The sequence below is a fragment of the Aeromonas sp. TS_SC_11 genome (assembly GCF_057318915.1).
This window is the reverse complement of sequence record NZ_CM170470.1, coordinates 863382-884604: the sequence shown is the minus strand read 5'-3', so window position 1 is coordinate 884604 and position 21223 is coordinate 863382. Positions and strand designations below refer to the sequence as shown.

Genomic DNA, 21223 nt, shown 5'->3' with positions numbered 1-21223 from the left:
AACCAGATACGATGCAGCTAGAGAGAACATTCATGTTGTGGCTCCTTGGGGCTGGCTTGCTGCCACCTCATCGGGAACTATGTTCGCCATCATCAAGCCGATTGTGCGCTCATCTGCCTTGGCGGCATCCAGCTCGCCGACGATGCGACCGTCGGCGATGACCAGGATCCGGTCAGACAGGCTCATGATCTCGTCCAGCTCCACCGACACCAGCAGCACAGCCTTGCCCTTGTCGCGCATGGCGATGATCTGCTGGTGGATGTACTCAATGGCGCCTATGTCGACCCCGCGGGTCGGCTGACCTATCAACAGCACATCCGGGTCCTGCTCCACCTCCCGGGCGATCACCAGCTTCTGCTGGTTGCCACCGGAGAAGTTGGCCGTCTTGTGATCGGGGTGGGGCGGACGCACATCCCACTTCTCCATCTTGGCCTGACAATCCTGCTGGATCGCCTCCTTGTTCTGCAGCCAGCCCTTGTTGTACTGGGGGCGGCGGTGATAGCCGAGGATGAAGGCCTCTTTCGCCTCGAAGCGGTTGATGAGTCCCATCTTGTGCCTGTCTTCCGGCACATGGCCGAGGCCATAGTTGCGCACCCGCTCCGGGTCAGCTGGATGAGCCAAGCTCACCTCGTGGGTCTTGCCGTCGTTAGTGATGGTGAAACTGCCCTTGCTGGGCTTGAGGATGCCGCCGAGCAGGCTGAGCAGCTCGGACTGGCCGTTGCCGGATACGCCGGCGATGCCGACCACTTCACCGGCTCGCACCTCGAAGCTGACGGATTTGACCCGCTCCACCCTGGCGTCATCGATATAACTGAGGCCGTTGACCTTGAGCTTGGCTGCCCCCGGCAGATTCGGGCCCTTGTCGACCTTGAGGCGCACCTTGCGGCCCACCATCAGCTCGGCCAGCTGCTCCTTGTCGGTATCCTTGGTCGCCACGTGGGCCACCATCTCGCCCCGGCGCATGATGGAGACCTGATCCGTGATGGCCAGGATCTCCCGCAACTTGTGGGTGATGAGGATGATGGTTGCGCCCTGATCCCGCAGCTTTTTCAGCACCTCGAACAGGTGGTCGGCCTCTTGCGGGGTCAGCACGCCGGTCGGCTCGTCGAGGATCAGGATGCGGGCGCCGCGATAGAGCGCCTTGAGGATCTCGACCCGCTGTTGCAGGCCCACCGGCAGATCTTCGATTTTCTCGTGCAGCGGCACGTCGAGACCATAGTCCCGCGCCAGCTCGCCGAGCAGCTTCTCGGCCGCCGCCAGACTCTGGCCCAGGTGCCAGCCGTTCTCCGCGCCCAGGATGACGTTCTCCAGCACGGAAAAATTGTTCACCAGCATGAAGTGCTGGTGCACCATGCCCACGCCTGCGGTGATCGCATCTTGTGAGCCATGGGGGTTGAAGGGGTTGCCGTCGATGAACATCTCGCCTCTGTCGGCGTGGTAGAAACCGTAGATGATGCTCATCAGGGTCGACTTGCCGGCGCCATTTTCGCCGACGATGCCGTGAATACTGCCTTTTTGAACCTTGAGGTCGATCTGCTTGTTGGCGTAAACGTCGCCGAACCGCTTATCGATACCCCTTAATTCGATGGCATAGCGATCTGTCTGGTCCATGATGCAGTCCTTGCGAGTCATGAAAAGAGACTAAAAACCGGCCCGTGCGGGCCGGTCATCGGGTTGAGAGTCGTAGCGGTAACTCAGTATTTGCAGGTGCTGTCGCTCATGTAGTCATGCACCTTGACCTTGCCGGCAATGATGTCGGCCTTGATGGCTTCCACCTTGGCTTTCATCTCGGGGGTGATCAGCTTCTCGTTGTCCTTGTCGAGTGCCCAATCCACACCGCCCTCTGCCAGGCCCAGGTTCTTGATACCCGGTTTCCAGGTGCCTTTGGCGGCATCATCCCAGGTCTGGTAGGCGGCCAGACCGACCGACTTGACCATGGAGGTCAGCATGGTGCCCGGTTGCAGGTGGTTCTGGTTGGAGTCAACGCCGATGGCAAACTTGCCTTCGTCCTTGGCGGCCTGATAAACACCGATGCCGGTACCGCCAGCGGCGGCATAGACCACATCAGCACCCTTGGCGAACTGGGACTTGGCCAGCTCGGCCCCCTTGGCCGGGTCAGCAAACGCCGCCGGTGTGGAGCCTGTCATGTTCTGGAACACTTCGATCTTCGGATTGACGTACTTGGCACCCTGCTCGTAGCCGCACTGGAACTTGCGGATCAGCGGTATGTCCATGCCGCCCACGAAGCCGACCTTGCCGCTCTTGGAGGCGATGGCAGCCAGCGCACCCACCAGGAAGGAGCCTTCATGCTCCTTGAAGATGATGGATTGCACGTTCGGCTTGTCGACCACCATGTCGATGATGGTGAACTGGGTTTTCGGGAATTCGGTCGCCACTTTCTCGACGGCCGAGCCCATGTTGAAGCCGACGGCCACGATGGGGCCGTTGCCACGGCTGGCCAGACGACGCAGACCCTGCTCGCGCTGGGCTTCGTTCTGGGGTTCGAACTCCTTGACCTTGACCCCCTTGTCCTTGTTGTAGACTTCGACGCCGTTGCGGAACACGGCTTCGTTGAACGACTTGTCGAATTTGCCGGCAGTGTCATAGATGACGGCAGGTTGGGTGGCTGCCTGGGCAGAGAGGGCAGCGAGAGTGAGGGCGGCCACGGTGGCCAGCTTGAGCACTTTAGTCACGATCGTATCCTTGATTGTTATGTGAGGGTCCACAGCCTGCCGGAGCAGGCATAAAGCACGCTGGCTAACTGTAAGTGAGCCATGGAGCGGGTCAAGCAGATCATAAAGGAAAAACGTTTGCGGTAACGGTTTGAAATATAAGCAGATCAATTTATAAGTGTTTGTTTTAATGTCTTTTTTTAGATTTAAATTCTGTGAAATACAGGCTTCAAACGACATTTGCGTTTACATTCATATGGTTATAAGCAAGCGTTTTCGTCTGGACGGCGGAGAAGCGGTTTCTATTGGTGCCGGTTCATGATTTTCCCGGTCCCGGCCCGCCACCAAGCCGCCCTTATACAAGCGCAGCGGCTCGTCATTCACTCGGATTTGGTCTGTGGCGCCACAGGTCGTATAATCCCCGCCTGTATAAATAAACAGGAGTGGTGATGGACGTTTCAACCCTGCTCGACGGGCTCAACGACAAGCAAAGAGACGCGGTGGCGGCCACTCGCAGCAATCTGCTGGTGCTGGCGGGCGCCGGCTCGGGCAAGACCCGGGTGCTGGTGCACCGTATTGCCTGGCTGATGCAGGTGGAGCGTTGCTCACCCTTCTCCATCATAGCCGTGACCTTTACCAACAAGGCAGCGGCCGAAATGCGCGGCCGGGTCGAGAAGGTGTTGGGCAGCATGCAGCGTGGCATGTGGATCGGCACCTTCCACGGCATCGCTCACCGCTTGCTGCGGGCCCATCATCTGGACGCGGGCCTGCCGCAGGATTTCCAGATCCTCGACTCCGACGACCAGTACCGGTTGATCCGCCGCGTCATCAAGGCGCTCAACCTAGACGAGAAGCACTGGGCCCCCCGCGCCGTGATGAGCTACATCAACGGCAAGAAGGACGAGGGCTTGCGCCCCGGCGACATCGACCTCTACGGCGACCCCGTCACCCGCACCTATCAGCAGATCTACAAGACCTATCAGGAGACCTGTGATCGTTCCGGGCTGGTGGATTTCGCAGAACTCTTGCTGCGCGCCCACGAGCTATGGCTCAACAAGCCCCACATCCTCGAGCACTACCGGGATCGCTTCCAGAACATACTGGTGGACGAGTTTCAGGATACCAACGGCATCCAGTACGCCTGGCTGCGGATGCTGGCAGGGGACACCGGCAAGGTGATGATCGTCGGCGACGATGACCAGTCCATCTACGGCTGGCGCGGCGCCAAGATAGAGAACATCCAGCGCTTCCTGACCGACTATCAGGGGGCCGAAACCATTCGCCTCGAGCAGAACTACCGCTCCACCGCCAATATCCTCAAAGCCGCCAACTGCGTCATTGCCAACAACTCTGAGCGGCTTGGCAAGGAGCTGTGGACCGAGGGGGCCGAGGGCGACCCTATTTCCCTCTATGCCGCCTTCAACGAGGTGGACGAAGCCCGCTTCGTGGTCGGCCGCCTCAAGGATTGGAAAGAGAAGGGCGGCCTCTTGGCCGACTGCGCCATTCTGTATCGCTCCAACGCCCAGTCGCGGGTGCTGGAAGAGGCGCTGATGCAGGACGCCATGCCCTACCGCATCTACGGTGGCCTGCGCTTCTTCGAACGGCAAGAGATCAAGGACGCCATGGCCTACCTGCGGCTGCTCAACAACCGCGGCGACGACGCCAGCTTCGAGCGGGTGGTCAACACCCCGACCCGTGGCATCGGTGATCGCACTCTCGAGATACTGCGCACCAACGCCCGGGATCAGGGGCAGAACCTCTGGCAATCGGCCAAGGGACTGCTCAACGACAAGGTGCTGACCGGTCGCGCCGGCAATGCTGTGCGCGGCTTTGTCGATCTGATCGATGCGCTGGAGGAACAGGTCGGCATGCTGCCGCTGCACCAGCAGGCGGATATCGCCATCCAGAATTCCGGCCTCAAGGCCATGTATCTGGCGGAAAAGGGCGAGAAATCCCAGGCACGGGTAGAGAACCTGGAGGAACTGGTCACTGCCTGCCGTCAATACCAGCGCCCGGACGAGCTGGAAGAGATGAGCGATCTCTCCGCTTTCCTCGCCCACGCGGCGCTGGAATCCGGCGAAAATCAGGCGGACGAATACGCCGACGCTGTGCAGCTGATGACACTGCACAGCGCCAAGGGGCTGGAATTCCCGCTGGTGCTGCTGGTGGGCGTGGAAGAGGGCATGTTCCCCAGCCAGCAATCGACCGAGGAGTCGGGCCGCCTGGAGGAGGAGCGCCGCCTCTGTTATGTCGGCATGACCCGCGCCATGGAAAAGCTCTACATCTGTTATGCCGAGAGCCGCCGTATCTATGGCCGCGAGATGTTCCACAAACCGAGCCGCTTTATCCGCGAAATGCCCGCCGAGTGTCTGGAAGAGATCCGGCTGCGCACCCAGGTGAGCCGCCCCACCCAGTACGGCCGCTTCAGCCAGAACGAGGTGCAGCAGAGCTTCGATGCCAGCGGCATCAAGCTCGGCCAGCGGGTGCTCCATCCGAAATTCGGGGAGGGTATAGTGCTCAACTTCGAAGGGGTCGGCCAGCAGAGCCGGGTACAGATCCAGTTCGACGACGTCGGCGCCAAGTGGCTGGTGACGGCGTATGCCAGATTGGAAGCGCTGTAACTTCCCTTCATCAACCAGCCCGGATCATCATTGTTCCGGGCTGTTAAAGTGGTAGTGGGACGTTAGCAACTTAATGGTGATCGTTGTGAATGTATCAGTACTAGGTCAGTTACAATATTTTCTGGGTTTTTCTATTTGCTCACCGCTGTCATCACGTACCAAGCACACACCATCAATCATTTTCAATTTCTTACCAATCCACTTGTAGTTCTCAATAATAATTTGAGCCCCTGCACAGCATTGGTTAGTTGATGTAACAGTTTTCGTTTTTTTATCAAAATAGAGAGAGGTTAGTGATAGTTGATCTGTTTCATTATAGCGCCGAGTCGTTGAGTCATATAAATAATATGTTCGAGATGTGTTTGGTCCAGCATAATAGCTTTCGAAGACTGAAAAGTCTGGATAGTCATCGAAGTTATAGTCATCTATCTCTAATTCATCATTGTTGCACGTGCCCTCTGATGTTAGAGTAAACACTGTTTTATCTGTCTGCTTGTTGATAATATGAGTCTTTTTCCCTGTATCATCACAGCGTATTCTGACATAGGTATCGTCAAATGAGGCTGATTGTATATTACCTCTCAAATCATCACTCAAGGTTAATGATATAGGGTGGCGCTGGCCTGTTTTTATATTTTTCCAGTAACCATAGAAAGTGTTATTTTTTTGTGTTAAACGAAGTTCAGCTACAGATATGTCATTGTTTTTCTCAATGTACTTAATAACGCCATTGTCATCTTTTGATGCGAAATGCAATGGAATAGGAGTCCTGTGTTTATCATACATATAAATAGCAGGCTCCTCTACGTTGGTGAACGACATGGATATATTAAGATTACCTAGTGATCCATGATACTCATCACTCACCGTAGTAAATGGGATAAACAATGTGGTGACAAATAGGACGTTTTTTGTTGATATCATTCCATTCTCCTAGTATTGGAATAATGGTTTTTTATAGTGTTCATTTTGTTATTTCATCTGACTTGTTGGTAGAGATTAATGGCTGAATTATTTTTTTGTAATCATTGATCATGTCACTCTCTCTACCGTATCTTTCGGCAAGTGATAGTAGGCTATAGGCTTGATGCAAATCACGCCCCCTACCATAGCCAAATGCATAAGTAAGTCCCTTGATGAATAGCATTTCTGGCTCAGGAGCTGTGTGTTTGTCAAAGCAGATGTCCTGCTCTTTTTTAGTTTGATATGGCATCCCTGGGCAGCGCATACCAAACCATAACTCAAATAAATCTTCTTTTTCACTCGCCCGTTTACAGAGAAAATATGCGTCTGGTTCAAGCTCTTTACTTACAGAGAGTTGCTCCATGCAGGAGATGGTTTTCAATGCTTTTGGCGCTACCATTGAACCTTTTTCTTGTGCTTGCAGGAACCATTTTTTCGATTCTGGTAAGCTACGTTGTAAGTCCAATGTTGCGTCAAGATAGGCTGCACCGATTCTCTCTTGCGAGTATACGTTGCCACCTTCTGCTGAGTGGCGGTACCACATTAAGGCTTTTACGGTATCTTTATCATTCGAATAGCCATTTTCATATCTTGTTCCAAGATAATATTGAGCAGAAGAGTGTCCTTGTTTGGCTGCGAGTAGAAACCATTTTTCGGCTTCGCTGTTATTACTCTGGATAGATATGAATTTGGACCCTTCTTCTGATCCGGAATAAACTATGCCCAATGTATACTGTGCATCTATACTTCCTTGATTACCTGCATCTACAAGGTATGAGACTCCTTTATTCTTATCCTGTAGTGGGTTAAACCAGTTTAGATACAATAAGCCAAGTAGGTGCTTTGCTTTTACATTGCCGCCATCAGCATAATGCTTATATATATCTATGGCTCTTATTATTAGCTCGGTATCTTGTTTATCTATACCTGCATTAGCCAATTGCCTGGCTTGCTGCAGGCTGTCCTCGGCAAATGACGTGTTGGGGAGATAAAGTAGTAGTGCTATGGCTGTTAACTTGATAACAAATTTCATAAATCACCCTCTATATAGTGGATGATTATGTCATTTAGTGGTGTCGACTGACTACCTTTTTTTTGAGCGGATGATTCGGCAATTTGGAATAGAGCGTTAGAGTATGAATACTGAGGCACCCACCTTTCTGGGCTGCACACTTTAAAGGCGGCCCATGCCACGGCATACCGCCCCGTCACAAGATGGGAGTCATTGATGTCTAAGTGGATGCCGACACTGCGACGGCTGGGGTTGTGGTTGTTGCGAAAAGCGGCGCTGGCGCTGCTGACCAGCCTGCTGTTTGCCCTCTCGTTCACTCTGTTCCAGTACGCTTCCTGGTGGCCAACGCTAACAGACAATGCATTCCTTGTGTGGGGCGGCTCCTATCAAGGAAATACCTTTGCCGAGCTGGCTCTGCCCATGCTGAAGCTGGGTACCCTTCTGGGCACACTCTTCTGGCCCCTGTTTTTGCTGACGCCCCGGCCGCTGTTGCTGCCGCTCTTTGCCGGGCTCTGGTTGTGGCAGATCTATGACCTTGCCTTTATGACGGCAACTGCCTCTACCTGGCTGCCCCACGAAATCATCCTGACCTTTATCCTGCCTCACACCCACTGGCTGCTGCTCACCCTGCTGGCGGCGTTGCTGCTGATCCGCCAGCTCGGCAGGCAACTATTTGCTGATACATCGGCAACACCGGCGGGTGCCGTCATCCTGGACGATGGGCGGTAGCCAGAGGGATCGATCGATGACGCGATCGTCCGATTACGCTTCGCTAATCGAACCTACACGTCGCATAGAGGTGGGTTATCGGCGTTTCGCCCGAGAGGCACAAACTCCAAGATCCCGCCTGTCTGGCTCACCGCAGCTGAAACGCCTTGACGATAAATTCGATAAAGAGCCGCACGTTGCGGGACTGCTCCTTGTGGAAGGGGTAGACGGCGAACAGGGCGTGGGGGTCGGGTTGCCAGTCGGGGAGCAGGGTCACCAGGGTGCCGTCCGCCAGTTCGTTCGACACGAACTCATCCGGTACCAGGATCACCCCAAGCCCCTGCACCGCAGCCTGTTTCAGGGCGATGCCGTTGTTGGCGCAGAAGCTGGCGGGGGGCAGCTCCACCGCCAGGCTCTCCGCGTCCCGGCTAAAGAACCACTTGTTGGGGGAGGAGGAGAAGCTGTAGCGCAGGCAGTTGTGGGCCTTGAGATCCGCCGGGTGGGCGGGCTGGCCCGCCTCCTCAAGGTAGTCGGGGGCGGCGCAGAGCACCCGCTGCACCTCGCACAGGGGTTTGGCGCGCAGGGTGGAATCCTCCAGGGTGCCTGCCCCCCGGATCACCAGATCCAGCCCCTGATCCACCAGATCCATGTAGGCGTCGCTCAGGATCACCTCGATGCCGATCTCCGGGTAGCGGCGCTGGAACTCGCAGACGAGGGGGTTGAGGCGGATCAGCCCGTAGGACATGGGCATGCCGATCCTCAGCCTGCCCCTGGGGGTGAAGGAGGCGGCCATGATGGACTGGTCGGCGGCCTCCAGGCTGTCCAGCACGGCGCATATCTGGCCGTAATAGGCCATGCCGGATTCGGTGACGCTCAGCCGCCTGGTGGTGCGGTTGATGAGGGCGATGCCGAGAAAGGCTTCCAGCTCGTTGATGTTCTTGCTGACCGCCGCCTGAGAGAGGTGCAGGTCGTCCGCCGCCGCCCTGAAGGTACCCATCTCCACCACCCGGCGAAAGACGTTCAGCGCCGTGATCTTGTTCATCCTGCCCCCGTTAATTCACTACTGGTAAATGATGGCGCCATCATTGCGCACTTTTATCACAATAGTGCGGATCCCGGGGCTGTCCATCCCCCATCCCCGGCCAGCCGTGATGGAAAAGAGAGGCATGACAAGGGCGGCCGGGCTGCAGCCCGACCGTCCGGAGCATGGAGGATGCTTATTGCGTCTTGCCTGGCGCGGGGGGCAGGCTGATGCCGACATCCGCCCAGGGGTTGGTGCCGAGCAACTGCGCGTGGGGCACCTCGGCCTGGTAGCGCATGGTGAATGCCTCGGGGCCATGGGCGAAGGCCACCAGCAGCCCCTGTCTGGCGTCCATCAGCCCGGCGTGCATGCCGAGCCCGTGATAGCTGATTCGCACGGCCTTGTCTTCAAGGCCCACCTTGTCGATCTGGAAGCGGGCGATGCTGCCGTCTTTCAGGGTAAAGCCCCAGCGGAAGGGGCCGCCGCTGACCACCGTCATCACCTCGTCGATGTCGGTGCCATCTTCTGCTGAGTTGACGTGCATGCGGCCATATTTGCCCAGCACGGCGCTGCGGGTGCGATCGTCCAGCGCCATCAGGTCATAGACCTTGGGGTAGGGGCCGACGCCGGTCTCTTCGGTCGCCACGCCGCCCCCTTTCACCGCAGGCTCGCGTCCTGCGAGCCTGGCCTGCTCCAGCAGCTCCCCCTGACTCAGGTTGAAGGCCGCAATCAGGGCGCCGTGCTCAGCTTTGGTCAACGCGCGGCGGTGGGAGGCTTCGAGCAGGGGTCTGGCGGCCTCGGGGATGTCGACAGTGACCACGTTGACGCCGATGGGGTTGAGCGCTTTGTTGACCGCCTCGACTCCGGTCACGGCGGGGCGGCCATCGCTGAACTGCACCGAGACAAGGTCACCGGCGAAGGTGTTGAAAGACATGGCAGAGGCGATGGCGCCGGCTAGGAGAGCGACGTTGGTGAATTTCATGTGAGACTCCTCGTTAAGGTTCGAGAAGCAGTCTAGGGCGGTGAAGTGTTCACTGAAATGGCACTCGACTGATATCAAAATTCACTCATGGTAATGAATCACGAGGAAGAGGGGCATCCGGGAGCCGATGTCTGAGCCGGGAGCCCCCGACCGGTCATGGGCCCCGTGACGGAGCGGGCCTGCGGCTCCTGTATTGACTGAGGGTCAGTCGGAGGTTTCCTGCTCGGCTGGGTTCTGGGGCTGGAGCGCCTCTTTCTGCTCCGCCCATTTCAACAAGGCATCCAATGCCGGGCACAGGGCCTGTCCCCAGTCGGTCAGGCGATATTCCACCTTGGGCGGCACCTGCGGGTAGACCTTGCGCACTACTATGCCGTCCGCTTCCAGCTGTCGCAGCTGCTGGGCCAGCATCTTCTGGGAAATGGCCGGGATCAGCCGTTCAAAGTCCGAATAACGCTGCACTTTGCCATCGAACAGGTGAAACAGGATGACCAGTTTCCAGCGGCCTTCCAGCAATTTGAGCACGTCTTCGACACCGATCGCCGCAGTCGAAGGGGTATAGATCCTGGTCATGGGTGAGTCACTTACTTTTTTGTGCGTTCTTGATTAAACGTAAGCCTATGTGGAAAGTGGATGTACAGCAACTGTCTCTCAGCGAGGATGACGATGACCTCTCTACACTTTCCATCCATTGCCACCTATTTCGAGGTCAGCAATGGGGCGGATCCAGCCCGCCTTGCCGGGTGCTTCACCGCAGATGCGCTCGTGCGGGACGAAAGCCATACCCATCAGGGGCATAGCGCCATCCAGGCCTGGATGGCAGGGACCCGAAAAGCCGTCGAGTACAGGGTGGAGCCGGTGACGGTGACGCAGGCAGGGGCGCGGGTGACAGTGGTTGCCGAGGTGGCGGGCAACTTCCCCGGCAGCCCGGTGATGCTTGAACACCGGTTTCTGATGTCGGGCAATGATATTCAATCTCTGGAGATACTGTGATGGCGATGGATTTGGCACTGCAAGGCCGGCGTGTACTGATCACCGCAGGCACCAAGGGGGTGGGGAAAGCCGTGCTCGCCCTGTTTCGTGACAATGGCGCCCGGGTGCTGACCACGGCGCGCAGCCGCCCGGCGGACTTGCCCGAGGCGCTGTTTGTCGCCGCCGATCTGACCACTGTGCAAGGCTGCAATACGGTGGTGGATGCCGTCAACGCCAGGCTGGGCGGCGTGGACATCATAGTCCACGTGCTGGGCGGCTCATCGGCGCCGGGTGGCGGCTTCGCGGCACTGGGGGAGGATGAGTGGCAGCGGGAGCTGAACCTGAACCTGATGCCTGCGGTGCGTCTGGACAGGGCGCTGTTGCCCGCCATGCTGGCACAGGGGGAGGGGGTGATCATCCATGTCACCTCCATCCAGCGTGAGCTGCCTTTGCCGGAGTCGACCACGGCCTATGCCGCCGCCAAGGCCGCGCTGTCAACCTACAGCAAGAGTCTGTCGAAAGAGGTGACGCCAAAAGGCGTGCGGGTGGTGCGGGTCTCTCCCGGCTGGATAGAGACAGAGGCATCCGTTGCGCTGGCTGAGCGGCTTGCGACCCAGGCCGGCACGGATTACGAGGGAGGCAAGCAGATCATCATGGATTCCCTGGGGGGGATCCCCCTCGGCCGCCCCGCCAGGCCGCAGGAAGTCGCGAATCTCATCGCGTTTCTGGCGTCGCCTCTGGCCGCCTCGATCAGCGGTGCTGAATATGTGATTGACGGGGGCACTGTGCCCACGGCTTAGGCAGACAGCGGGAGGGGGCATGAGAGAAAGGAGGCCCCACCCCGGGCCGCATGCTTTCAAGGCGGCCCAGGCACCGGCATACTGTCCCGTCGCTTGATGGGAGTCATTAATGTCTAAGTGGATGCCGATACTGCGTAGGTCGGGGCGGTGGTTTTTGCGAAAAACGGCGCTGGCGCTGCTGACCAGCCTGCTGTTTATGATCTCGTTCACCCTGTTTCAATACGCATCCTGGTGGCCTGCACTGACCGAGGATCCCTCTCTGGTATGGGGTGGCATCTTTCAGGGGCACACCTTTGCCAGGCTGGCTCTGCCCATGCTGGAGTTCGGTGCCTTGCTGGGGGCTGCCTTCTGGCCGCTGTTTCTGCTGACCCCGCGCCTGCTGCTGCCACCGCTCTTTGTCGGTCTCTGGTTGTGGCAAACCTATGACCTCGCCTTTATGACGGCGACCGCTTCGACCTGGCTGCCTCACGAAATCATCTGGTCATTTATCCTGCCCTATACCCACTGGTTGCTGCTCACGCTGCTGCCGTCTCTGCTGCTGATTCGCCATCTCGGTAAACGGCTATTTGCCACGACACCAACAGCACACTCGGAGATACGCCTTCTTGCAGACAAGCCGTGACCAACAGGATCACTTGATGACGCTTCGCCAATCGAACCGACTCGACGACTCAACGCAAAAGAGGTGGGTAAAACAGTGAGGGGAAATCAGAAACCCGGCCGCCAGATGGGGGGCGGCAGCCGGGTGAATTGTAAAGAGTAGGGTGACAGGGAAAGGGATCAGCCTAGTCTAATCAACTCGATGGGCGCGTAACGCTCTTGAGTGTTTGCCAGCAGCACGCACTTCTCATGCTCCGCTTGGTAAGGGGTCATGTGGTCGGTGTGGGCCTCTTTCAGAACGTCGACTGCGCCGGTGGCGGCAATCATGACGCGCTGACCCAGCTTCAGCGCATTGCGGTTTCGGTCATAGATTTTCATGGCACTCTCCTTTTCTTGTGTTGTACCCGGTTGGATGCCCAGGCTGCGGGATCAGCCTACGCCCCTGAAAAAGCGTGATGCATGTTACAGATCAAAAAAGAGCCAAAGAAGGACTCAGGGTGTCGGCAACCTCGAGGGCTAAATCTGGGACACCCATCTTTCTAAGCAAGCCGTAGCCAGGTTGGTGAGAGGTAAAAGATGGGTGTCCCAATATGCAGCTTCCTGTCGATAGGCATACCTTGTCGCGGCGGTCGTGGGGTGGGGGTGATACTGCAGGGGGATGCGCTATAGTGGTGCCGCTCGTTTAACTGCCTTCAACCAACCGAGAACGCACCATGAACCGTGATATTACTGCCCAGTTTATCAAGATGCTGACCAACCTCGACCTGTGCCTGGCCAAGGCCGCCGCCCATGCCGAGGCGAAGCAGTTCAATGTGGAGAACTTCTTCGGCGATCGGCTGATCGTCGACATGCTGCCCCTCAGCAAACAGGTGCTGATCTGCTGCGATTCGGCCCGTACCTGTGTCGCCACCGCCAGCCATGGCGAGCAGCCCGTGATGGGGGATGAGCCGAAGACGATGGCGGATCTGCGCGCCCATATCGCCAAGACCATCGCCTTTTTGCAGAGCAAGCTGGATGCCGATTTCAGCCAGTTCGAGAGCGGTCGCTACGTCCCCCACTGGGCGGGCGGCAAGGGGATGGATGGCCATACCTGCGTGCACGAGTACGCCATCCCCAACTTCTATTTCCACCTCACCATGACCTATGCCCTGTTGCGCCGGGCCGGGGTCGATCTCGGCAAGCGGGACTACCTAGGTGGGTTGAACCTGCAATAAGTCTCAGGGTTGCCGGAATGCAGAGAGCCTGCCATGTGGCAGGCTCTCTTTTTTGGGCGGGCTGACGCGCGCAACCCGCTCGGGCCTGTGCCCGGTTACTCCCCCGAGATCTCGGGTTCGACCAGGGCGGCCAGCTGGGTCAGGGACTCCTGCCAGCCGAGATAGCACATCTCCACCGGTATGACCTCGGGGATCCCGGCCTGCTCGATGGCAAGTTCGGTACCGCAAAGCACTCCGGTCAGGCTGATGGTCACGTGCATCACCCCTGGCAGGTTGGGGTCGTCGAAGCTGTCGGTGTAGCGGATGCGCTTGCCCGGCTCCAGTTCGAGGTACTCGCCGCCAAAGGCGTGGGCATGCCCGCTGGCAAAATTGCAGAATGACATCCGAAACGAGCCGCCAACCCTGGCCTCCAGCTGCGCTACCTGGCAGGTAAAGCCGTGGGGCGGCAGCCACTTGGCCAGCGCATCTGCCTCGATAAAGGCCCGATAGACCCGCATCGGCGGAGCCTTGAGCACCCTGTGCAGTCGTACTGTTCCCGTCGTCATGATCAACTCCTCCTGATTGAGATCCGCATCAAGGATAGTCGCCAGCACTGGGTCATTCCGGTATGAGCGCCGGATCAGAAAGGACCGTTACTTTCGCGCAGCTTGTCGGGCAGGCCGTCATGATCACCCAGCTCGCGCTCGGGGACATCGTCCCAGTGCAGCTTGCCGAGGGTGATATTGCGCTCGGGATGCACGGCGTAGTGGATACGGTTGTCCTCCCGATCCGTGTCACCGATACAGAGCAGCCGAACAGTCTCTCCGGTGTTGTTGATAAAGGCGTGGGACAGCCCGTCACCGGCCTTGAAGCCAACCGAGTCGCCCGGTTGCAGCCGATAGAGTACGCCGTCGAGCCAGACATCCGGCGTCCCTTCCAGCACGTGAACAAACTCGTCCTCGGTCTTTTCGGCATGGGGCCAGCTGGTGCGATGGCCGGGCTCGACGATCTCGTGGTGAATGCCAATCCGGCTAAAGCCGAAGTGTTTGCCGAGGGCGCAGCCGCGAGAAAGGGGCTCCTGGCTGCCGGAGTAGTAGCGCGGGGTCTGCTCTTGCAGCTCGCGCCAGTGTTTGATGCAGGGGTGGCGATTCATAGTGGTTCCTTTTCTATGAGGATGCAGTCACGGGAGGGTCATCCTAACTGCCAGAATGCGGGGGAGAAAAGCAGAAATCGGCAGCCGGTTTCACTACCGATGGCGAGACGGCGGACTCGGCTACGTGTCGCGCGCCCGTCCAGCAAGGGCTGTGCAGCCATGTCAAAGGCAGCGGTGCGGATGCTTATTTGCCGCTGTTATTTTCCGATATTGTCCGCCAGCTGTTTGGCGCGGCTGGGAGCCCACTGGTCGATCATCTTCTCCATCTCCTCGGCGGTGATGGGCTCATCCTTGTGGGTGCTGTCAGGGCTTTCGCGGGCATCCATCACCCAGCCCGGATCCCTGTCCGGTGCAGTGTCATGGTTTGACGCTGTGAGTGTGGGCGGATGCAGAAGATGTTGTGGGTGACAGAAGCGGGATGGTCCATCAAGGAAATGCGTTTGCAGACCCCCTTGCAGAATGAGCCCGTCGCCTCCGGTCGCTTGGTGTTGCACCGGGTCAATAACCTTGCTGATGCAGCCGCGACGCGGGCTGCAGGGGTGCCAATGCACTGACCAAGAAGACGGATTGTCAGCTGAGCCCGCAGGATCGTGGCCGACGAACGTCAGATGTCGGGCTGGCTTTGCAGCATCCAGGCGGCCGATTTCATCAGCGAACCGCTCTCGCTCCGCCATATCGAAGGGGTTGTCTGTGCGTTGGAGAACAGACCAGACCCCGTATCCGGAGCACCATCACCACGGCATGGGTCGTTTATGTCATCCAATATGCAACATTTAGGAGAAAGAAATGACCATGGGAACCATTCTGCTGATCGTTCTTGTCTTGTTGTTGATCGGCGTCATTCCAAGCTGGCCGCACAGCCGAGGCTGGGGTTACGGCCCAAGCGGCGCCATTGGACTGGTGCTGACCATACTGCTCATCCTGGTCTTGCTCGGCAAGATCTAGGCAACCTAGCACCGGAGAAACCACCACATGATACAAAGCAAAGCTATCCTCATCGCCTTCTCGCTGCTCCTCACACTCGGGGTGAGCGGATGCGACCAGCCAGGGTCGGCCGAACAGGCCGGCAAGAAAATTGATGACGCTGCCAGCGAGACTGGCGAGAAAGTCGATGCAACCGTCGACAAGTATGAAGACAAGATGACTGAGCAAACTGCCAAAAGTGCCCAGTCCTGGAATGACACCGAAGTGACGGCCAAGGTCAAAGCCGAGTTCCTCAGCGAGCCAGGTTTGAAGTCAATGGACATCAGTGTCAACACTGTCCAGGGTATGGTCACTCTGACCGGTACCGTCGATTCGCGAATCAACAGCGACAAGGCCAGTGCCCGTGCGATGGCCATCAGCGGCGTCAAGGGTGTCGTTAACCAGCTCGTTGTCACGGCTGTCCAATAACGCCATCGCTCATCAGCACCCAAGGAGAACACCATGGAAGTGCAAAAGGCATACAAGGAAAAGTTGAATGCTCAGCTCAATGAGTGGAGCAGTCAGATCAATCTGCTGGAAGCCAAAATGGAAAACATCTCGGCCGACCTGAAAGTCAAACGGGCGAAAGAGATCCAGGCTTTGCGTGCCAAACAGCACGCTGCCTCCGACAAGATGGATGAGCTCGGCAAGGCAAGCGGTGAATCCTGGGAGCAGGTCAAGTTGACCGCTGACAAGATGTGGAGCGACCTGAAGACTGGTCTGGCCGAAGCCCAGTCGAAATTCAAGTAAGCACTGCGTTTTAGGCCTTTGGGCCGATCTGGTCCAGTTGCGAAAATCAGGCATAAAATCATCATTCCCGCGAAAGCTGGGATGATGATTCTCTCATCTGGCCGCACCCCCCGGTGACTGCGCGCTTCACTGACATATCCCATCAAGGCCGGCGCGGTTCAGCGACAGGCCGAATAGATACACACCACACCAATACACAGCAGTAAATCAGTCCGGGTCTGTGGAAAAGAGCTCCCCCTTGTTTGACCCGCGATCCAGTACGCCTTTCCTGCTTCCGTCACCGACGTCAGGCCGTAGGGGAGTGGCAAGATACTTCCTGAGCGTGGCGTTTGTTTTTCTTGGATAAACCAAATGAGTGGCCTCGTATAAGCATTTTGCTGGAAATCGTTCAAATCAGGTGGGGCCAAAGGGTTTCAAAAGTGGCCACTCTCTTCGCATGCTGCTCCATCACTTGAGGGGAGTAACTGATGTCGTGATGGACGTTCATACTGCGATGGCTATGGTTGCGGATATTACTGGCGTTGCTCAGCGGCCTGTTGTTTACGATCTCCTTTCCTCTGTTCCCGTACGCCTCCTGGTGGTCAATGCTCACAGAGAATGATCTCCTGGTCTGGGGAGGTTTGCTTCAGGGACACACCTTTGCCGAGCTGGCCCTGCCCATGCCGGGGGGTATCTGACTTGTTTGCGTCCTCTGGCCACTGTTTCTGCTGACGCCTCGCCTGCTGCTGTCGCAGCTTTGCTGCGCTCTGGTTATGGCAAACCTGTGACTCTGCTTTTCTGGCGGCGACTACCTCGACCCGGCAGATGCAGGAGATCGTCTATTCCTCGATCCTGCTCACTGGTTGCCGCTCTCATCCTTGTTGCGTATCCGCCGTCAGCTTCTTTCGCTAACACTGTGATTTTTCAGTGGATTAGTAAGGATTTGATCAAGGTTGAGGTTATTGCGGCCATTCGCTCATATAATCGCCGCCATGAAAATGATTCGGATGGATTCGATGGTCACGCTGATGGCGGCCCTGTGCGGGCTGCTCTGCACCAGTCTGGTATGGGCGGCACCCACACCTTTTGTCGCCATTCCGACCGGCCCGTCAGCGGCCAGTGCGACAACGACCCGGGCCGGCATGGAGCCGCTGCTCTCCTGGTTTACCGGTGAGTTTTCCAGTCGCGAGCAGGCCGGCTATGACACTCGTTTCACCAGCGCCGAGCTGCGGCTGGTGGAGATTTGGCCCGGTTATCAAGGCTTTCGCTGGGTCTATGCCGAGCAGTTCCTGACCGAGCGCTCGGTGCGCCCGTTCCGTCAGCGTATCTACCGTTTTTCTCCCGTGCCCGACGGCCGCATCCTGATGGCCGAACTGACCATGCCCAGAGCCGTCGACTTTGCCGGTGCCTGGCGCGACCCCGGACTGCTTGACTCCCTTACCCCGCAACAGCTCTCCCTGCGCCAGGGCTGCGAGGTCTGGCTGAGCCGTCAACCCTCGGGGGAGTATGCAGGCCACAGCAAGGTCGGCAGCTGCGCCACCAACTTCGGCGGGGCCAGCACACTGGTGCAATATCTCTGGGTCGGTCCCGACAGCGTCAGATTGCTGGATCGCGCCTACGACAACGAGGCCCATCAGCGCTGGGGCAGCCCGGGGGAGGGTTATGTCTATCTGCGCAAGGTGAAGCAGCGCGGGGAGTAGCCGGCCTGGTCTCCCTCTTGAGCGGGTTGATCCAGTTCATGACGCTGTTCGCTGAGGTAGTCGATCAGCAGCCGAAGCCGCAGCGGCATGGGTTCTCGGGCGGGATAGAGCATGTTGACAGGGCGAGGGGCAGGCAGAGCATCCGGCAGTATTTCCAGCAGGACGCCGCTTTCCAGCTCCTGAGTCAGCAGGGCCCTGGGTTGCAGCACTATGCCCGCATGGTTGATCGCGGCTACCTTGAGGGCGCTGCCATGGTTGCTGATGAACTGGCTGTCCCACAGGTGCAGGTGTTCGAGGGGAAACTCCTCGGCCAGGCTCGATTGTGTCAGCCAGGGGGTGAAACCCAGGCACTGATGGCGGGCCAGGTCAGCCAGTGCCATGGGGGTGCCGTGGCGTTGCAAATAGCGCGGCGAGGCGCAGAACACAGAGGTTGAGCTGGTCAGTGGGCGAGCGATATAGGCGGCATCCTTGGGGGTGCCGACCCGAAAGATGAGGTCAAAACCGTCGCCAATCACATCGACCAGCCGATCGCAGAGATCCAGCTCGATGCGGATCTGTGGATACTGCGCCATGAAGCGGCACAGCAAGGGGGTCAGCCGATAGCTGCCGAAGGTGATGGGGGCATTGATGCGGATCTTGCCCGCAGCCTGACCTGTGTGGGCCCGGGTGTTCTGCTCCAGTTCCCGATAGTGCTGCAACAGGTTCTGGCAACCGCCGAGGTACTCTCTGCCCGCCTCGGTCAGGCTCTGGCGGCGGGTGTTGCGATTGAGCAGACGGGATCCGACCCTGGCCTCCAGCCACTTGATGTACTTGCCTATCATGGCCGGCGTCATCTCGAATCTCTCCGCGACGGCACTGAAGCTGCCCGCGCGGGCGACCTCGACGAAGATCTCGATGGCGGTCAGACGGTCCACTCTAAACTCCTGGTTTATAAAGCCGAGCGCCACTATGTCTGGCTGGCGAAGCGGCTGTCAATATACTGGGCGGCACCACACCGACCATGGAATGCCCTGTGATGAGTCTCGAATATTACGCCCTCTACCTGCTGCTCGCCGTGGGGACTGTGCTCAGCCCCGGGCCTGCGGTGATCTACACCATCGGCAACACCCTGACCCGGGGGACCCGCCACGCCATCGCCGGTTTTGTCGGGGTGGCAGTGGGGATCCTGCTGGTGGCGACCCTGGCCTCGCTGGCGGTGCTCTGGTTTACCGGCTGGCTGGCCGAGGGACAGCAGATCCTGACCCTGGGGGGCGCCCTCTATCTGCTCTATCTGGGAGTGAACTCCTGGCGTCAGCGCGCGGTCGGCCCGGTCGTCGGGGCCTCGACCGATCGGGATTGCGGCCACAGTTTCGCCAAGGGAGCGCTCATCAGCCTGCTCAATCCCAAGGCGATCATCTTCTTCACCAGCCTGTTTCCCCAGTTCATCGATTTTCGTCAGGGGGCGCTGGGCCAGTGCATGCTGCTGGCGCTGACCTTCAGCGCCGTTGTGCTGGTGGTACACGGCGGCTACTGTCTGGTGTTTCGCTGGGTAGGCATGCAGGGGTATGGCGAGCGTTTCGCCAGAGGTATCAACCGGTTGTCGGCCGTGATGTTCACCGGCTTCGCAATCCTGCTACTGATGAGGGCGCTGGGCTGAAGTAAAGGTATTTCAACGGGATGGCGCACTTGTGCGCCATCCCGTTACTTCATTAGAGCTTGAACAGCGGCCGCAGGCGGCTGCCGATGCCAGCCTAGCCCACAGGCTCCCCAGCCAGAATATGCCGACATGGAGTTGATAAAGAACGGCTGGGCTAGCCTGGGTTCCCTTCTATCCTCCCAGACGTAGGAATAGTGAAAATCAGATTCCATTGACGCTTGTAATGCAGCATGCTCCGTTCTTTTAGGGGAATTGCATGGCGATAGCCAAGACCCAGTCTGGAATGGTCGAGGCGATGCGGGTTGCATCGCCGTCTATGAGGTAGACATAGTGTCCTATTACGAACACAGCGTGGCTGGTCACCCCGATGCCGAGCTGGGGCTCTGCGGCGAGCGCAAGGTGCGCTACCGGATCCATGGCTCCGATATGGCCAGCGCGGGGATCGTGGTCTATATACCGGGATTTGGCGGTGATTTGGGTGCTTATAGCGAGGTATTTTGCGAGAAGGTGGCCGGACACCACGGCATGGCTGCCATCTGCGTCGACTATTTTTGCATGCGGTCGCGACCGTCAGTAGGAGCAAGTATCTCGTTGCTGCCGGACGAGCGGGCACGAGCCCTCACCTTGCTGGGATTGTCACCAGAGACGGTAGACAGTGACCTGCTGCGGGCGCTGGACTGTTTCCGGCCGCGCGAGTCGCTGCGTTTTCATGGTTTGCTCACGCCCCCCGACGGTGCCTACCAGAACTTCGGTGTGATGGCGGCGCTCGATATCCTCAACGCCATTGAAGATGCCATGTGCCGTTACAATGGCAATCGCGACAACCTGATATTGGTGGGATCCTCCTATGGCGGCTATCTGGCGCAAATGGTCAACAAGTTTCGCCCCGGCTATGCCCGTGCCCTGTTCGACAACTCCTCCTGGGCCGAGCCCAATCTGGCGTATGTGGTAGGGCGGGATATAGGGGCGGTGGAGTACCAGTGTACTTTGCAAGGAGGTGTGGAGCTGGCGTTGTGCGTGTGTTCTCCCTGGCGGATGGTGGCCGGGCACCCTCATGAGTTTGACGTGGATGCCTTCATCATCCGCTCCTTCAGTGCCTCCCAGCTCGATCAGATGGCGGCGCAAGGAGGGACGGCCACCTTCTGTCTTATGGTGCACGCCATCCATGATCCCATCGCCCCCACCGAGGCCAAACTGGCCATGGCGCGAGCCATGCTGGCTCGGGGCTTCAACGCCGAGTTGGTCCTGTTCGATGAGTCCAGCATTGATGGCAACTTCATTCGCAACATGGATCACGGCATGGGGCTCTCCATGCTGCAATTTTTCGAGCAGGGGCTGGCCCTGCTCGCCGAACGCTCGCCGTACTTTCACGCCACTCGGGCAACCGAGGTAACCTTGCACGCTGGTCACTCTGTCTATCACCTGGACTTTGGTGATCCCTCGGTGCGATTGCATTGCCACCGTATCGAGAGCATGGCGCCGGCCTGACGCCCCATGCCAG

The 21223-nt window shown here is 58.2% G+C and carries 23 protein-coding genes and 1 pseudogene; 12 read left to right on the top strand and 12 right to left on the bottom strand.

Going from position 1 to position 21223, the window contains the following annotated elements:
- Nucleotides 1-30: 30 nt before the first annotated feature.
- Entirely contained in the window at nt 31-1611 is a 1581-nt protein-coding gene (locus AC1P02_RS04205) for an ABC transporter ATP-binding protein (protein WP_058395632.1), read from the bottom strand.
- Between the two features lie 83 nt (nt 1612-1694).
- Nucleotides 1695-2693: a BMP family lipoprotein gene (locus AC1P02_RS04200; RefSeq protein WP_017412538.1), complete on the bottom strand. Its 999-nt coding sequence runs from the start codon at nt 2691-2693 to the stop codon at nt 1695-1697.
- A 428-nt stretch (nt 2694-3121) separates the two neighbouring features.
- Between AC1P02_RS04200 and uvrD the strand changes: the two genes are divergently transcribed.
- Complete coding sequence (gene uvrD, locus AC1P02_RS04195) at nt 3122-5293, top strand: DNA helicase II (RefSeq protein WP_485184222.1); 2172 nt, start codon at nt 3122-3124, stop codon at nt 5291-5293.
- Nucleotides 5294-5398: 105 nt separating this feature from the next.
- On the opposite strand, the gene AC1P02_RS04190 is transcribed toward uvrD, so the two are convergent.
- Nucleotides 5399-6217, bottom strand: a complete 819-nt coding sequence (locus AC1P02_RS04190; protein WP_485184220.1) for an XAC2610-related protein — start codon at nt 6215-6217, stop codon at nt 5399-5401.
- A 40-nt stretch (nt 6218-6257) separates the two neighbouring features.
- Nucleotides 6258-7289: a tetratricopeptide repeat protein gene (locus AC1P02_RS04185; RefSeq protein ID WP_485184218.1), complete on the bottom strand. Its 1032-nt coding sequence runs from the start codon at nt 7287-7289 to the stop codon at nt 6258-6260.
- Between the two features lie 195 nt (nt 7290-7484).
- Here AC1P02_RS04185 and AC1P02_RS04180 point away from each other — a divergent pair, with 195 nt between their 5' ends.
- Nucleotides 7485-7997, top strand: a complete 513-nt coding sequence (locus tag AC1P02_RS04180; protein WP_139039759.1) for a hypothetical protein — start codon at nt 7485-7487, stop codon at nt 7995-7997.
- A gap of 127 nt (nt 7998-8124) precedes the next feature.
- Here the strand turns inward: AC1P02_RS04180 and AC1P02_RS04175 are convergent, their stop codons facing one another.
- The 3 genes from AC1P02_RS04175 to AC1P02_RS04165 form a co-directional block, all read right to left on the bottom strand.
- Complete coding sequence (locus AC1P02_RS04175; protein WP_485184216.1) at nt 8125-9018, bottom strand: LysR family transcriptional regulator; 894 nt, start codon at nt 9016-9018, stop codon at nt 8125-8127.
- Nucleotides 9019-9193: 175 nt separating this feature from the next.
- The gene (locus AC1P02_RS04170; protein ID WP_485184214.1) at nt 9194-9979 is read right to left on the bottom strand and encodes a hypothetical protein; all 786 of its coding nucleotides are present in this window, start codon (nt 9977-9979) and stop codon (nt 9194-9196) included.
- Nucleotides 9980-10183: 204 nt separating this feature from the next.
- A complete protein-coding gene (locus AC1P02_RS04165) occupies nt 10184-10549 on the bottom strand; it encodes a winged helix-turn-helix transcriptional regulator (protein WP_025325304.1) in 366 nt (121 codons plus the stop codon).
- 93 nt (nt 10550-10642) lie between these two features.
- Here AC1P02_RS04165 and AC1P02_RS04160 point away from each other — a divergent pair, with 93 nt between their 5' ends.
- The 3 genes from AC1P02_RS04160 to AC1P02_RS04150 all read left to right on the top strand — a co-directional run bounded on the left by AC1P02_RS04160 (nt 10643) and on the right by AC1P02_RS04150 (nt 12370).
- The gene (locus AC1P02_RS04160; protein ID WP_059114014.1) at nt 10643-10969 is read left to right on the top strand and encodes a nuclear transport factor 2 family protein; all 327 of its coding nucleotides are present in this window, start codon (nt 10643-10645) and stop codon (nt 10967-10969) included.
- A complete protein-coding gene (locus AC1P02_RS04155) occupies nt 10969-11748 on the top strand; it encodes an SDR family oxidoreductase (RefSeq protein WP_429180703.1) in 780 nt (259 codons plus the stop codon). Before AC1P02_RS04160 ends, AC1P02_RS04155 begins: the two co-directional genes overlap by 1 nt.
- Nucleotides 11749-11857: 109 nt before the next feature.
- Nucleotides 11858-12370 carry a hypothetical protein gene (locus AC1P02_RS04150; RefSeq protein ID WP_485184212.1) on the top strand — a complete coding sequence of 171 codons (513 nt, stop codon included), beginning with the start codon at nt 11858-11860 and terminating at the stop codon, nt 12368-12370.
- 158 nt (nt 12371-12528) lie between these two features.
- Here AC1P02_RS04150 and ydfZ read toward each other — a convergent pair whose 3' ends face one another.
- Nucleotides 12529-12726 (bottom strand): putative selenium delivery protein YdfZ, encoded by a 198-nt coding sequence (gene ydfZ / locus AC1P02_RS04145; protein ID WP_125600799.1) that lies wholly within the window; start codon nt 12724-12726, stop codon nt 12529-12531.
- Between the two features lie 335 nt (nt 12727-13061).
- Between ydfZ and AC1P02_RS04140 the strand changes: the two genes are divergently transcribed.
- Nucleotides 13062-13562: a DUF1993 domain-containing protein gene (locus AC1P02_RS04140; RefSeq protein WP_485184209.1), complete on the top strand. Its 501-nt coding sequence runs from the start codon at nt 13062-13064 to the stop codon at nt 13560-13562.
- 95 nt (nt 13563-13657) lie between these two features.
- Here AC1P02_RS04140 and AC1P02_RS04135 read toward each other — a convergent pair whose 3' ends face one another.
- The 3 genes and pseudogenes from AC1P02_RS04135 to AC1P02_RS04125 all read right to left on the bottom strand — a co-directional run.
- Nucleotides 13658-14107, bottom strand: coding sequence for an SRPBCC family protein (locus AC1P02_RS04135; protein ID WP_339022216.1), 450 nt, complete (start codon nt 14105-14107; stop codon nt 13658-13660).
- Nucleotides 14108-14181: 74 nt separating this feature from the next.
- The gene (locus tag AC1P02_RS04130; RefSeq protein WP_339022217.1) at nt 14182-14694 is read right to left on the bottom strand and encodes a cupin domain-containing protein; all 513 of its coding nucleotides are present in this window, start codon (nt 14692-14694) and stop codon (nt 14182-14184) included.
- A 197-nt stretch (nt 14695-14891) separates the two neighbouring features.
- Nucleotides 14892-15023 (bottom strand): annotated as a pseudogene (locus AC1P02_RS04125) (DUF3313 domain-containing protein); the annotation flags it as partial.
- 457 nt (nt 15024-15480) lie between these two features.
- On the opposite strand from AC1P02_RS04125, the gene AC1P02_RS04120 reads away from it, so the two are divergent.
- From AC1P02_RS04120 to AC1P02_RS04105, 4 genes are all read left to right on the top strand, one after another.
- Nucleotides 15481-15639: a DUF3309 family protein gene (locus AC1P02_RS04120; protein WP_005320005.1), complete on the top strand. Its 159-nt coding sequence runs from the start codon at nt 15481-15483 to the stop codon at nt 15637-15639.
- A gap of 27 nt (nt 15640-15666) precedes the next feature.
- Nucleotides 15667-16086: a BON domain-containing protein gene (locus tag AC1P02_RS04115; protein ID WP_021138682.1), complete on the top strand. Its 420-nt coding sequence runs from the start codon at nt 15667-15669 to the stop codon at nt 16084-16086.
- A 33-nt stretch (nt 16087-16119) separates the two neighbouring features.
- Nucleotides 16120-16407 carry a sll1863 family stress response protein gene (locus AC1P02_RS04110; RefSeq protein WP_005320000.1) on the top strand — a complete coding sequence of 96 codons (288 nt, stop codon included), beginning with the start codon at nt 16120-16122 and terminating at the stop codon, nt 16405-16407.
- Nucleotides 16408-17402: 995 nt separating this feature from the next.
- Nucleotides 17403-18086: a chromophore lyase CpcT/CpeT gene (locus AC1P02_RS04105; RefSeq protein WP_207386668.1), complete on the top strand. Its 684-nt coding sequence runs from the start codon at nt 17403-17405 to the stop codon at nt 18084-18086.
- Here AC1P02_RS04105 and AC1P02_RS04100 read toward each other — a convergent pair.
- Complete coding sequence (locus AC1P02_RS04100) at nt 18053-19000, bottom strand: LysR family transcriptional regulator (RefSeq protein WP_277735474.1); 948 nt, start codon at nt 18998-19000, stop codon at nt 18053-18055. The genes AC1P02_RS04105 and AC1P02_RS04100 overlap by 34 nt on opposite strands.
- 101 nt (nt 19001-19101) lie before the next feature.
- On the opposite strand from AC1P02_RS04100, the gene AC1P02_RS04095 reads away from it, so the two are divergent.
- Both AC1P02_RS04095 and AC1P02_RS04090 read left to right on the top strand, forming a co-directional pair.
- On the top strand, nt 19102-19722 hold the full coding sequence (locus AC1P02_RS04095) for a LysE family translocator (protein ID WP_408136354.1): 621 nt from the start codon (nt 19102-19104) through the stop codon (nt 19720-19722).
- 330 nt (nt 19723-20052) lie between these two features.
- Nucleotides 20053-21210, top strand: a complete 1158-nt coding sequence (locus tag AC1P02_RS04090) for a DUF2920 family protein (RefSeq protein WP_485184204.1) — start codon at nt 20053-20055, stop codon at nt 21208-21210.
- The last annotated feature ends 13 nt before the right edge of the window (nt 21211-21223 follow it).

Bases quoted from the DNA above. Each gene is read 5' to 3' on its own strand.
- AC1P02_RS04155 (WP_429180703.1), top strand. From the start codon at position 10,969: ATGGCGATGGATTTGGCACTGCAAGGCCGGCGTGTACTGATCACCGCA.
- AC1P02_RS04205 (WP_058395632.1), bottom strand. From the start codon at position 1,611: ATGGACCAGACAGATCGCTATGCCATCGAATTAAGGGGTATCGATAAG.
- AC1P02_RS04165 (WP_025325304.1), bottom strand. From the start codon at position 10,549: ATGACCAGGATCTATACCCCTTCGACTGCGGCGATCGGTGTCGAAGAC.
- AC1P02_RS04190 (WP_485184220.1), bottom strand. From the start codon at position 6,217: ATGATATCAACAAAAAACGTCCTATTTGTCACCACATTGTTTATCCCA.
- AC1P02_RS04185 (WP_485184218.1), bottom strand. From the start codon at position 7,289: ATGAAATTTGTTATCAAGTTAACAGCCATAGCACTACTACTTTATCTC.
- uvrD (WP_485184222.1), top strand. From the start codon at position 3,122: ATGGACGTTTCAACCCTGCTCGACGGGCTCAACGACAAGCAAAGAGAC.
- AC1P02_RS04140 (WP_485184209.1), top strand. From the start codon at position 13,062: ATGAACCGTGATATTACTGCCCAGTTTATCAAGATGCTGACCAACCTC.
- AC1P02_RS04170 (WP_485184214.1), bottom strand. From the start codon at position 9,979: ATGAAATTCACCAACGTCGCTCTCCTAGCCGGCGCCATCGCCTCTGCC.
- AC1P02_RS04150 (WP_485184212.1), top strand. From the start codon at position 11,858: ATGTCTAAGTGGATGCCGATACTGCGTAGGTCGGGGCGGTGGTTTTTG.
- AC1P02_RS04180 (WP_139039759.1), top strand. From the start codon at position 7,485: ATGTCTAAGTGGATGCCGACACTGCGACGGCTGGGGTTGTGGTTGTTG.
- AC1P02_RS04175 (WP_485184216.1), bottom strand. From the start codon at position 9,018: ATGAACAAGATCACGGCGCTGAACGTCTTTCGCCGGGTGGTGGAGATG.
- ydfZ (WP_125600799.1), bottom strand. From the start codon at position 12,726: ATGAAAATCTATGACCGAAACCGCAATGCGCTGAAGCTGGGTCAGCGC.
- AC1P02_RS04110 (WP_005320000.1), top strand. From the start codon at position 16,120: ATGGAAGTGCAAAAGGCATACAAGGAAAAGTTGAATGCTCAGCTCAAT.
- AC1P02_RS04105 (WP_207386668.1), top strand. From the start codon at position 17,403: ATGGTCACGCTGATGGCGGCCCTGTGCGGGCTGCTCTGCACCAGTCTG.
- AC1P02_RS04130 (WP_339022217.1), bottom strand. From the start codon at position 14,694: ATGAATCGCCACCCCTGCATCAAACACTGGCGCGAGCTGCAAGAGCAG.
- AC1P02_RS04115 (WP_021138682.1), top strand. From the start codon at position 15,667: ATGATACAAAGCAAAGCTATCCTCATCGCCTTCTCGCTGCTCCTCACA.
- AC1P02_RS04120 (WP_005320005.1), top strand. From the start codon at position 15,481: ATGACCATGGGAACCATTCTGCTGATCGTTCTTGTCTTGTTGTTGATC.
- AC1P02_RS04095 (WP_408136354.1), top strand. From the start codon at position 19,102: ATGAGTCTCGAATATTACGCCCTCTACCTGCTGCTCGCCGTGGGGACT.
- AC1P02_RS04160 (WP_059114014.1), top strand. From the start codon at position 10,643: ATGACCTCTCTACACTTTCCATCCATTGCCACCTATTTCGAGGTCAGC.
- AC1P02_RS04135 (WP_339022216.1), bottom strand. From the start codon at position 14,107: ATGACGACGGGAACAGTACGACTGCACAGGGTGCTCAAGGCTCCGCCG.